At 52.2% G+C, this 10,999-nt stretch carries 12 protein-coding genes and 1 pseudogene; all 13 read left to right on the top strand.

Annotated features, from left to right (window positions below; genetic code table 11):
• Positions 1-1,506: VirB4-like conjugal transfer ATPase, CD1110 family (locus tag C4N23_RS12855; RefSeq protein WP_181567131.1), on the top strand; the 1,506-nt coding region annotated here is incomplete at its 5' end.
• Positions 1,503-3,239, top strand: a complete 1,737-nt coding sequence (locus C4N23_RS12850; RefSeq protein WP_112146479.1) for a C40 family peptidase — start codon at positions 1,503-1,505, stop codon at positions 3,237-3,239. The genes C4N23_RS12855 and C4N23_RS12850, both read left to right, overlap by 4 nt.
• A gap of 12 nt (positions 3,240-3,251) precedes the next feature.
• Positions 3,252-3,524 carry a DUF4315 family protein gene (locus tag C4N23_RS12845; protein WP_112091926.1) on the top strand — a complete coding sequence of 91 codons (273 nt, stop codon included), beginning with the start codon at positions 3,252-3,254 and terminating at the stop codon, positions 3,522-3,524.
• Positions 3,508-4,242, top strand: coding sequence for a DUF4366 domain-containing protein (locus C4N23_RS12840; protein ID WP_112146477.1), 735 nt, complete (start codon positions 3,508-3,510; stop codon positions 4,240-4,242). The genes C4N23_RS12845 and C4N23_RS12840 overlap by 17 nt, the downstream gene beginning before the upstream one ends.
• Positions 4,243-4,342: 100 nt before the next feature.
• Positions 4,343-6,376 (top strand): annotated as a pseudogene (locus C4N23_RS12835) (DNA topoisomerase 3).
• Complete coding sequence (locus C4N23_RS12830) at positions 6,376-7,263, top strand: LPD16 domain-containing protein (protein ID WP_112146475.1); 888 nt, start codon at positions 6,376-6,378, stop codon at positions 7,261-7,263. The pseudogene C4N23_RS12835 and the gene C4N23_RS12830 overlap by 1 nt, the downstream one beginning before the upstream one ends.
• Positions 7,264-7,271: 8 nt before the next feature.
• The gene (locus C4N23_RS12825) at positions 7,272-7,787 is read left to right on the top strand and encodes a YodL domain-containing protein (RefSeq protein ID WP_112146473.1); all 516 of its coding nucleotides are present in this window, start codon (positions 7,272-7,274) and stop codon (positions 7,785-7,787) included.
• On the top strand, positions 7,777-7,980 hold the full coding sequence (locus C4N23_RS12820) for a transposon-transfer assisting family protein (RefSeq protein WP_112146484.1): 204 nt from the start codon (positions 7,777-7,779) through the stop codon (positions 7,978-7,980). The genes C4N23_RS12825 and C4N23_RS12820 overlap by 11 nt, the downstream gene beginning before the upstream one ends.
• A gap of 173 nt (positions 7,981-8,153) precedes the next feature.
• Positions 8,154-8,501 (top strand): DUF6054 family protein, encoded by a 348-nt coding sequence (locus C4N23_RS12815; RefSeq protein ID WP_112146471.1) that lies wholly within the window; start codon positions 8,154-8,156, stop codon positions 8,499-8,501.
• Position 8,502: 1 nt separating this feature from the next.
• Positions 8,503-8,889, top strand: coding sequence for a DUF2500 domain-containing protein (locus C4N23_RS12810; RefSeq protein ID WP_015536783.1), 387 nt, complete (start codon positions 8,503-8,505; stop codon positions 8,887-8,889).
• Positions 8,890-8,922: 33 nt separating this feature from the next.
• Positions 8,923-9,645 carry an AAA family ATPase gene (locus C4N23_RS12805; RefSeq protein WP_005921747.1) on the top strand — a complete coding sequence of 241 codons (723 nt, stop codon included), beginning with the start codon at positions 8,923-8,925 and terminating at the stop codon, positions 9,643-9,645.
• A gap of 21 nt (positions 9,646-9,666) precedes the next feature.
• The gene (locus C4N23_RS12800) at positions 9,667-10,602 is read left to right on the top strand and encodes a hypothetical protein (RefSeq protein ID WP_112146469.1); all 936 of its coding nucleotides are present in this window, start codon (positions 9,667-9,669) and stop codon (positions 10,600-10,602) included.
• A gap of 61 nt (positions 10,603-10,663) precedes the next feature.
• Positions 10,664-10,993: a hypothetical protein gene (locus C4N23_RS12795; RefSeq protein ID WP_112146467.1), complete on the top strand. Its 330-nt coding sequence runs from the start codon at positions 10,664-10,666 to the stop codon at positions 10,991-10,993.
• Positions 10,994-10,999: the final 6 nt, after the last annotated feature.

Raw genomic sequence — 10,999 nt, 5'->3', positions numbered from 1 at the left:
GATCGCAGCAAGATCGAGGAACAGAAGAAGGCAATCCGTGCCGGATATGATATTGACATCATTCCGTCGGATTTGGCAACCTACGGCAGAGATGCAAAAGCCCTGCTGAAGGAATTGCAGAGCCAGAACGAGCGAATGTTTTTGGTGACATTCCTCGTGCTGAACACCGGGCGTACCGAACAGGAACTGGAAAACAATGTCTTTCAGGCAAGCTCCATCGCACAGAAGCACAACTGCAATCTGTGCCGCTTGGATTACCAGCAGGAACAGGGGCTTATGTCCTCTCTGCCGCTGGCCGATAATCAGATTGAGATTCAGCGCGGCCTTACTACCAGCAGTACGGCCATTTTCATTCCCTTTACCACGCAGGAACTGTACCAGTCCGGTAAGGAAAGCCTGTATTACGGCCTGAACGCCCTGTCCAACAACCTTATCATGGTGGACCGGAAGAAGCTGAAGAACCCCAACGGTCTGATTCTGGGCACTCCCGGTTCCGGCAAATCCTTCAGTGCAAAGCGTGAAATCACCAACGCTTTTCTGGTGACGGACGATGATATTATCATCTGCGACCCGGAAGCAGAATACGCTCCGCTGGTGGAGCGTCTGCATGGGCAGGTTATCCACATCAGCCCTGCCAGCACCCAGTATATCAACCCGATGGACATCAACAGCAACTACTCGGAAGAGGATAACCCGTTGGCACTGAAAGCCGACTTTGTGCTGTCCCTGTGCGAACTGGTGGTGGGTGGCAAGGAGGGCTTGCAGCCAGTGGAAAAGACGGTCATTGACCGCTGCGTCCATGTAATCTATCGCAAGTATTTCGAGAATCCCACCCCAGAAAATATGCCGCTGTTGGAAGATCTGTACAACGCCCTGCTGACGCAAGATGAACCGGAAGCCCGCCATGTGGCGGCTGCGCTGGAAATCTACGTCAAGGGCAGTCTGAACATTTTTAACCACCACACCAACGTGGATATCAATAACCGCATCGTCTGTTTTGATATCAAACAGCTTGGCAAACAGCTGAAAAAACTCGGTATGCTCATCGTGCAGGATGCTGTGTGGGGGCGTGTCACCGCCAACCGCAGTGCCGGAAAATCCACCCGGTACTATGCAGACGAGTTCCACCTTTTGCTGAAAGAGGAACAGACTGCCGCTTATTCTGTGGAGATTTGGAAGCGTTTCCGTAAGTGGGGCGGCATCCCGACAGCCCTAACGCAGAACGTCAAAGATCTGTTGGCAAGCCCCGAAGTATCGAACATTTTCGAGAACTCGGACTTTGTGTATATGCTCAATCAGGCCAACGGAGACCGACAGATTCTCGCAAAGCAACTCAACATCTCGCCCCATCAGCTTTCCTATGTGACCCACTCCGGCGAAGGTGAAGGGCTGCTGTTCTTCGGCAACGTGATTCTGCCCTTTGTTGACCACTTCCCGAAAGACCTTGAACTCTACCGTATCCTCACGACTAAACTCAACGAGATCTCGGAGGGCACACAGAAATGAGTAATCCGAAGCTGAACATCAAAGAGGAAACGTCAACCCAAAAGACCCGCTCGCCCCCGAAGAAAACCAAGGTGGAGCAGTCGGTGCCCAGAAAGAAAAAGCTGAAAACTGATGCAGATAAAGCTGCGGAAAAGGCACAGCATCTGCGGTTTGGCAAGGCGGAACTGACCCCGGACGAACTGAGCCGGTTGAGCAAGGCACAGAAGCGGGAAATGTACGCCGCTCATGCCGCCCGCTCTGCGGTGCACCGGGAAGTTGACCAGTACGAGGATGAAAACGTCGGTGTGCAGGCTCTGAGCGAGGGCGAAAAAACGGCTGGAAATGTCCGGGATATTTCCAAGAGCCGCTACGCCCGTAAACTCAAGAAGAAAGCCAAGATGCAGGGCAAGAAAGGCACAAAAACCGCAAGATCTTCTGCACAGGAGCCGACTGCGCCACAAGATGCAGGCGCATCCGGCACCGGCGAGGGCGGCTCCAACTGGCTTTCACGTTGGAAACAGCGGCAAGAAATTCACAAAAGCTATTATACCGCCGCCCGGTCGGGCACGGCGGCGCAGACCGCAGGCGGCAAAGCGGCATCCAACGGCACCAATGCTGCAAAGTCCGGCATGGAACAGGTCATCGACAAAGGAAGATCGGTGGTCAGCACCGCAGTCAACGGCATTGCCAATTTTGCAAAGAGCAACGCGCACGTTCTTTTGATCGTGGGCGTTTTTCTTTTGCTCCTGCTGCTGGTCATGTCAGCGTTTTCGTCCTGTTCCATTCTGTTTTCCGGCACCACGCAGGTATCCGGGCAGACCATCTACACCGCAGAGGATCGGGACATCCGGGGAGCTGAAACCGACTACAAGAAGCTGGAAAAGGAACTGGATAAGAAAATCAAGCGTACCCCCACCGACAATCCCGGCTATGACGAATATCGATACCATCTGGATGATATTGAACACGATCCGTGGCAGCTGACCTCTTTTCTCACGACTCTGTATGATGACTACACCCGCAGCGAGGTGCAGGCAAAACTCAAGGAAACGTTTGCTAAGCAATACAAGCTGACTACATGGGTAGAAGTCCAGACCCGATACCGCACGGTAGTGATGATCGACATTTTTACTGGCATCCCCTACACCGTGCAAGTGCCCTATGAGTATCGAATTTTTCACACCAAATTGGTGAATAAAGGGCTGGAAGTGGTTATCCGGGAGGAACTGAACAACGACCAGTGGAAACGGTACGAAATTTTTCAAGATACCTTGGGCGGCAGACCCTACTTGTTTAACGGCGGTCTGCCGCCCGGTGGCTCCGATGGCTCTGGCGCGCCGGGCATTGATTATCAGGTTCCGGCAGAAGCCCTGACGGATGAGGAGTTCGCCGCCATCTACAAGGAAGCCCAAAAGTATGTGGGCACATCCTACGTCTGGGGCGGCTCCACCCCGGAAACCGGGTTCGATTGCAGTGGCTACGTCTGCTGGGTCTACAACCAGAACGGGTATAACGTGGGCAGGACGACCGCCAACGGTTTATGGAACAAGAGCCAGCATATTTCCGAAGCCGAAGCAAAGCCCGGCGACCTTGTTTTCTTTGAAGGAACGTATGATACGCCGGGGAAAAGTCATGTGGGAATCTACCTCGGCAACGGCATGATGGTGTCCGCTGGCGACCCCATAAAGTATGCCGATATTCATTCGTCCTACTGGCAGAAATATCTGTCCGGTTTTGGGCGGCTCTCAAAATGATTGGAGGAAAGTATGAGCGAAAAACTCGATAAGCTGCGCGCTTCTCTGGAAAAAGAGAAGGAGCGGCGCATCAAGATCAACAACCGCATCGAAAGCCTTGAGCGGCGCATTCAGGAAGCGGAAGCCGCCGAAGTGAACGAGATGGTTCGGACGGCAAAGGTCACGCCGGAACAGCTTGCCGCCCTGCTGCGGCAGTCCGCAACTTCCACCCCGAACCCGGCTGCGCTGTCCGCAGTCGGTGCTACCATTGATAAGGAGGACCCCGATAATGAAGATGATGAATAAGGTATGTGCGCTGGTGCTGTCGGTGGCACTGTGCGCTGGCATGGCAGCTCCTGCTTTTGCCTATGACGGCGAGCCTGTGGAGGAAGTGGAACAGCCTGTCCTGACTGCTGCCACCGAAGAGGAAGAGGCTGTCACCGTGACCGATGAGGAAACCGGTGCTCTGACCCCGGAGGGCAATCTGACTCTGGTGGACGATTACCACACTGACTACTCCGATGGCAGCGGACAGCAGTTCATTACGCTGGTATCGAAGTCGGGAGCCACCTTTTATCTGGTCATCGACCGCAATGCCAAGGGACAGCAGACCGTCCACTTTATGAACCTTGTGGATGAAGCCGACCTGCTCTCCCTGATGGAAGATGAAGATGCCGAAGCCTATACCGCCGAAAAGGAAGCGGCGGCACAGGCTGAACAGGAGCGTAAGCAGGCTGAGGAGGATGCCAAGAAAGCAGCGGAAGAAGCGGCGGCATCCGGTTCTGAACAGACTGGTGGCAACAAAGTTACGAAGTATGCTGCCACATTCTTAGGCGTACTGGCGCTGGTCGGTTTGGTTGCTGGCGGCGGCATTTACACCTTTATGAAGCAGAAGCAGAAAAAGCAGGCCGAAAAAGAAGCTCTTGACCCCGATGCAAACTACACCGAGGACAAGGGCGACTTTGAGATTCCTGTGGAGGATGAACCGGAAGAAACCGGCGAGGAAGATACCGAACCCATCTGATTTTAAGGCGGCGTTTTGCCGCCGTACATATTGCAATCAGAAACAGATTGGAGTGATTTTTATCGCAAAATTAGTCGTGGCGGAAAAGCCATCCGTCGCTATGTCCTATGCAAAAGTCCTTGGCGCAACCAGCCGCAAAGACGGCTACCTTGAGGGCAACAGCTATCTCGTCAGCTGGTGCGTGGGTCATCTGGTGGAGCTGGCTCCACCCAATGTTTACGATGCTAAGTACGTCAAGTGGAGTATCGCTGATTTGCCCATTCTGCCGGAAAGGTGGCAGTATCTGGTGTCTGCCAGCACCAAAAAGCAGTTCGGCATCCTGCAAAAACTTATGCACCGCCCGGATGTGGACAGCGTGATCTGTGCTACGGACGCAGGGCGCGAGGGAGAACTGATTTTCCGCTTGGTGTACCAGCAAGCAGGCTGCAAAAAGCCCTTTTCTCGCCTGTGGCTGTCCAGCATGGAGGAAACCGCCATCCGCGAGGGTTTTCAGAAACTCAAACCGTCAACTGAATACGATGCGCTGTACAACGCAGCACTCTGCCGGGAACGTGCCGACTGGATGGTCGGCATCAATGCGTCCCGGCTTTTTTCGTGTCTGTACGGTCAACCGCTGGCGGTGGGGCGTGTTATGACCCCGGTGCTTGCCATGACGGTAGTGCGGGAAGCTGCCATTGCCGCCTTTGTGCCGGAGAAATTCTACACGGTGGATCTGGAACTGACCAGCGGGTGCACGGCATCCAGCAAGCGGTTTGCTCAAAAAGAGGATGCCGAACTGCTGCTTTCCAAATGCCGAAAGGAGGGGCGTGCCACGGTGCAAAAGATGGAACGCAAGGAGAAATCCGAAAGCCCGCCACAGCTCTATGACCTTACCGCATTGCAGCGGGACGCAAACCGTCTGTTGGGATTTACGGCGCAGCAGACGTTGGATTATGCCCAAAGTCTTTACGAAAAAAGGCTCATCACCTACCCCCGCACAGACAGCCGGTTTTTGACGGAGGATATGGCGGCATCCCTTCCGGGGCTGGTGACGGACACGGGTAGGGCGTTTGCTGTGGAAGAGCCGTTTCCCATCCATGTGTAGCAGGTCATCAACGGCAGCAAGGTCACCGACCACCATGCGCTGCTGCCCACGAAAAGCATGGCAAACGCAGATCTTGCCGCCCTCCCTGCCGGGGAGCGGAATGTCCTGCGGCTGATTGCCGCACGGCTGCTCTGTGCCGTGGGTGAGCCTTACTGCTATGCAGAAACCACCTTGACTACCATCTGCGCAGGCGAAGAATTTACCGCCAAAGGCAAAGTTGTGCTGTCCGAGGGATGGAAAGCAGTGGAGCGAAAAATGCTGGGCGAGCTGCTGGGCAAGCAGAAAGAACCGGCTGTTCTGCCGGATGTGCAGGAGCAGAGCCGGTGCAGCGTTTCCGGTGCCGAACTGAAAGAGGGGCAAACGTCCCCGCCGAAGCATTTCACCGAGGACCTTCTACTTCATGCGATGGAAACTGCCAGTGCGGATAGTATGCCGGAGGGTGTGGAACGTCAGGGCATCGGCACCCCGGCTACCAGAGCCGCCACCATCGAAAAACTGGTACAGAAGGGCTTTCTGGAACGCAAAGGCACCAAGAAAACCAAGGTTCTGCTGCCCACGGATAAGGGAAAAGCCCTCATCACTGTGATGCCCGAAGAAATCCAATCCCCGGAAATGACCGCCGATTGGGAAACAAAGCTGCTGCAAATCGAACGTGGCGAAATGGAGCCGAGCGAATTTATGACCGAGATCAATACGATGATTACCGAACTGGTAAAGAACACGGAAATGAAAAAAGGAGCGAATGCGCTTATGAAAAACAAGATTATTGGTATCTGCCCGAACTGCGGTGCAAATGTTGTGGAGCGTGAAAAGGGCTGGTTCTGCGAGAACCGAGAGTGCCGTTTCGTGCTGTGGAAGGATAATGCTTTTCTGAAACGGCTCGGCAAACGCATGGACGCTCATGTGGCGGACAAGCTGCTGCGGGATGGGCGTGTCCGCCTGAAGGATTGCAAGAGTGCCAAGGGCAAGACCTACAACGCCATCGTCCTGCTGTCCTGTGAAGCTGATGGCCGCAGCAGATTTTCTCTGGAATTTGAAGGTGGGTGCTGATGGAACAAACCAAAGAAGCTGTTTATCTCATCAATGACGACAAATACTTGCATCTGCGAGAGAATGGCGCAGGCGTCGGCTTTGCCACCTACAACAAGGTAACTGGTGAGCCGCTGGAAAGCGGGCAGATCTCGAAAAAGAACCTGCCGCCCGATGGCAGGAACGCCATTTCTGCCGCCCGGAACTGGTATCTGTTTGAACTTTCGGACGATGACCGCAAGGTCATCCAACAGGAAAGCGTAAAGATCCTCGAAAACATCCCGCAAGCTGGTATCGGCAGACGGCGCATCTGGGAGCCTGAAACGCTGCCGAAGGATATTCGTCTCATCAACAGCCACTATGACGACATCTACCGCATTCCCGATGGCGGAGTTGTACAGGTGGATTACCCGGATGGGCGCAGCTTTACGGCACGGCTGGAACATCTGGATGATTATCACTTTGACATGGGCGGTCTGGGCAATGTGTTCCACATCTGCCAGTTTGCCGAGGTCATGGAACGAAACCATGCAGACTTCTACCCGGAGATTCAGACACAGGACGAGCAGGCTGCATGGGAACTGGGCGGCAAAGGCTACCTTGCCATCCAGTCCTATGAGGATGGATGGGACTACACCATTTACCACAGCGATTATTCTGTGATGGACGGCGGGCAGCTGAATGCCCCGGAACTGACCATTCAGGAAGCCCGTGAGCAGATTCTGGAAGCGCACCACTTGGAAAAGGGCCGGCGGCTGTTGCAGGACTACGATGCCGTCATGGACAAAGTTGCGGAAGCCGAGGAACTGAGTGCAGATCACCGCCCTTCCACATTGGAAAAGCTGGCAGCACTGGCAAGTGATACGTCTGCGCCAAAATCCTCTGCACGTTCTGCGCCAGAACTGTGAGGTGGACGATGCAGCAAAAATGGAACCAGAATTTTGACGGCGAACCCATGGCGGACATCCCGCAGAAATTTCTGAACGCAGGGTGCGATGTTTATATGGTGATGCAGCTGCGGCATGACGAAAAAATCCTTGATGAAAGATTTGCTTCTATGCGGGAGTTGAATCGTCGAGGCAAAACGCCCGACCCGGAGCATTACGAGGTCACCTACTATGCTGATCTGCCCGCCATGTGGCAGGATGTGCCGAGCGACGAGGTTTTGGAAGAGCTGTTTCAGATGTTCAACCTCTCCCGTCCGCAGGATTTTGAGGGACACAGCCTGTCCGTCAGCGATGTGATCGCACTTAAACGCAATGGCGAGGTGTCTGTGCATTATGTGGACAGCATCGGCTTCAAAGATTTACAGGGGTTTCTGGATAAAAAGCCGGAACGTGCTTCGGTGCTGATGAATCTCAAGGAAAAGTGCGATGCCCCGGAGTGCAACCCCATGGTCTGCCGGAAAGCGAGGGATGCGCATGAACTTTAACCATGAGGAACTGATGCTGATGATGCTCTACAACACCGGCACCCGGCTGGGGCTTATTCACGAACTGCGGCTGATGCAGTGCTACCTGATGCCCGATGAAACTGCCCTGCGGGAGTTGTCGGAGGGCGTTATCGAAAAGCTGAAACTCATGACTGATGCTGAGTTTGTCGAGTTGGAATTTCCACTGGACTGATCTTTGCCGCCTGCGGGCGGCGTACATAAAGTATTTTGTTCTTCCAAAAGATATGCTATAATCAAATTAGACAAAATTCCTCTCTTCAAGCGATTTCTCCGCAATTTTCCTGTGGCTCTGCTCGTATCAAAAATAAGGGACTGAATTTTAATTGTCAGAACGGAGGAACCATTATGGCAATCTTTGAAAAGACCATCCGAAACAAAAACTTTGACAAGCTGCTTCGGAAGCTGGAAAATGAAATCCCGGACAGCAGTTGGTCGGCAGATTTAGAGGCAGGCAGTGATTTCAAAGAGGGCGATGCCCGGTGCAGTGTCCGTGTATTTGAACGGTACAGCATGATGGGCGGCAACCGCTTGAGTCTGACGCTGACCCTGTTCCAGAATGGAGACAGTCCGATCCGCCTGTCTGCCATCACCGCAGGCGGCAGTCAGGCGGTGTTCTTCAAGGTGAACACCCTTGGAGAAGAATCTTTTCTGGACGATGTAAAGGACCTGCTGGAAGAAATTTTGGAGGAGTAAAATGTTTTTTGGATGGTTTGACGCTATATTCAGCTTCATTTTCCCAATCCTGTTCCTGCTTTTTATTGGAATGTTTTTCTTTGCTCTAATTTCAAATCTCCGCACATGGAACAAAAACAACCACTCGCCGCGGCTTACCGTTCCGGCAACAGTGGTAGCAAAGCGCACCGATGTTTCGCATTCCAGCAGTGCCAATGCCGGAGATATGTCCGGTGCGCACGGATACGACACTAGCACATTTACATCGTACTATGTGACTTTTCAGGTGGAGAGCGGCGACCGGATGGAATTTGAAGTGGACGGAAGCGATTATGGTCTGCTCGTGCAGGGCGACATTGGAAAGCTGAGTTTTCAGGGCACCCGCTATCTTGGGTTTGAGCGGAGCTAAGTGTTTCTTACATTATATAGTATGGAGTGCTGTATGAACGATCTGTTTATCCAAGGGCTGACCATCGACTGGAACAGAGTTCGCCCATACAATTATGTTCGTCAGATTCCTGCCATCAGTGGAATCGACACTTTTACATTCCATAAGCCCATTACGTTCTTTGTTGGCGAAAATGGAAGTGGAAAATCTACGCTTCTGGAAGCAATCGCTGTTGCTTACGGCTTCAACGCAGAGGGTGGAACGAAGAACTATTCATTTTCCACATACAACTCCCATTCGGAACTATGTGAGGCTATGACGATTTCCAAGGGGTATCGCAGACCAAAGTTCGGGTATTTTCTCCGAGCAGAGAGTTTCTATAATGTAGCCACCAAGGAAATCGACTATTCCGATGACGATCATCCCTCCAAAGGCTATCACCAAAAATCACACGGTGAAAGTTTCCTCGCCATTGCGCAGGACTACATGGGTGCAGATGGAGTCTATATTTTTGACGAGCCGGAAGCCGCTTTATCCCCGCAGCGGCAGCTCACGTTACTGATCAACATTTATCGGTGTGCCCAAGAAGGGGCGCAATTCATTATCGTATCACATTCACCCATTCTCCTCGGAATGCCTGATGCTGAGATTTTTAGCTTCGACAATGGCACGATTCATCCTTGTCAGTATGAAGATACGGACAGCTACGTTATCACCAAAACATTTGTAAATAATCGGCAGCATTTTTTGAACCAGCTTCTGAACGAAGAAACGTAATGCCGGGAAAGGACATTCCATATGAGTGATTCTACGTTGAAAGAGCTTTGGCAGCAGGTCGCTGAAAAGAAAAGCTGCGAAGCAAAACAGAAAGAACTGACCGCCCAGAGAGATACGCTTGCTGATTGCCTGAAAAAGCTGGAAAAATCCAAGCTGGCAGAGCAGGCTGATGTGGACCGTCTGGAGGGACACAGCCTTGCCGCATTTTTCTATCAAGTGATTGGAAAAATGGATGAAAAGCTGGACAAAGAACGGCAGGAAGCCTATGCAGCCTGCGTCAAGTACGATGCGGCTCTCCATGATCTTTCTTCCGTTGATGCCGACTTGAAGCAGATTCAAAATAGACTGGCACGGCTGTCCGATTGCGAAAGTCAGTATCAAGCTGCTCTTTCCGAAAAAATCAAAAGCATCAAAGTCTCTGCCCACCCTGCCGCACAGCAGATTGCGGAAAGCGAAAGCCGCATTGCCGCACTGAAAGTTCAAGAGCGGGAGCTGCTGGAAGCCATCAACGCAGGAAAGACTGCCTTGCATACGGTCAACGAAGTTCTCGAAACCCTCGACAATGCCGAGGGCTGGAGTACATGGGACGTAATGGGCGGCGGTTTGATGGCCGATCTTGCCAAGTATGAGGAACTGGACGATGCACAGGAACAAATCGAACAGCTCCAAGTGGAACTGCGGCGGTTCAAAACTGAACTTTCCGATGTTGAAATCACCGCAGACCTTCAGGTTACGGTGGACAGCTTTTTGAAATTTGCGGATTTCTTCTTTGACGGCCTCTTTGCAGACTGGGCAGTTCTGGATCACATCAATCAGGCACAGAGCAGGGTGGAAAACACCAAGGGTCAAATCAAGCGAGTCCTCGCACTTCTGAAAAAGATGCGCGAAGATATTGACGTCCAAATCGCTGACGAAAAAGAGAAGCAGGAGCAGCTTGCAGTGGAAACTGAGCTGTAAGTTTGAAGAGTCCGCTTATGTGATATGACTCGATAAAACCGAATTTACAGGAGGTGTTTCGATGAAAACAAGAAGGTTTGCCTTATGTCTGGCAGCGGTTTTTCTGGTGGCGATTTATATCAATATTCAGAGAAGCCATACTTTCACCCTTTCAAACGATGAAAGCACTATAAAGACAGAACAAATACAGCCACTTTGGGGAACTGTAAAAGTAAGCGGCGATTGTGATACTGATGTGGTCTTTACCGATGTTGAGACTGGAGAAAAATACAAAATCGGATATATTACACAGGGCGTAACGGAAAGAATCAAACTTGAACGAGGCAAATGGTATAAGGTGGTAGGCAGAGGCAACCTTACACTGAATCCGGTAAACATTCGAGTCGAATAAATGTAA

It is taken from the genome of Faecalibacterium hattorii (assembly GCF_003287455.1).
GTDB classification, from domain to species: domain Bacteria; phylum Bacillota; class Clostridia; order Oscillospirales; family Ruminococcaceae; genus Faecalibacterium; species Faecalibacterium hattorii.
The sequence above is the reverse complement of the archived record's forward strand: the minus strand, read 5'-3'. Positions and strand labels throughout refer to the sequence as shown.

Excerpts from the sequence above, each read along its gene's own strand:
- C4N23_RS12840 (WP_112146477.1), top strand. The coding sequence starts at position 3,508 with ATGAAGATGATGAATAAGGTATGTGCGCTGGTGCTGTCGGTGGCACTG.
- C4N23_RS12810 (WP_015536783.1), top strand. The coding sequence starts at position 8,503 with ATGTTTTTTGGATGGTTTGACGCTATATTCAGCTTCATTTTCCCAATC.
- C4N23_RS12825 (WP_112146473.1), top strand. The coding sequence starts at position 7,272 with ATGCAGCAAAAATGGAACCAGAATTTTGACGGCGAACCCATGGCGGAC.
- C4N23_RS12795 (WP_112146467.1), top strand. The coding sequence starts at position 10,664 with ATGAAAACAAGAAGGTTTGCCTTATGTCTGGCAGCGGTTTTTCTGGTG.
- C4N23_RS12830 (WP_112146475.1), top strand. The coding sequence starts at position 6,376 with ATGGAACAAACCAAAGAAGCTGTTTATCTCATCAATGACGACAAATAC.
- C4N23_RS12805 (WP_005921747.1), top strand. The coding sequence starts at position 8,923 with ATGAACGATCTGTTTATCCAAGGGCTGACCATCGACTGGAACAGAGTT.
- C4N23_RS12850 (WP_112146479.1), top strand. The coding sequence starts at position 1,503 with ATGAGTAATCCGAAGCTGAACATCAAAGAGGAAACGTCAACCCAAAAG.
- C4N23_RS12845 (WP_112091926.1), top strand. The coding sequence starts at position 3,252 with ATGAGCGAAAAACTCGATAAGCTGCGCGCTTCTCTGGAAAAAGAGAAG.
- C4N23_RS12820 (WP_112146484.1), top strand. The coding sequence starts at position 7,777 with ATGAACTTTAACCATGAGGAACTGATGCTGATGATGCTCTACAACACC.
- C4N23_RS12815 (WP_112146471.1), top strand. The coding sequence starts at position 8,154 with ATGGCAATCTTTGAAAAGACCATCCGAAACAAAAACTTTGACAAGCTG.
- C4N23_RS12800 (WP_112146469.1), top strand. The coding sequence starts at position 9,667 with ATGAGTGATTCTACGTTGAAAGAGCTTTGGCAGCAGGTCGCTGAAAAG.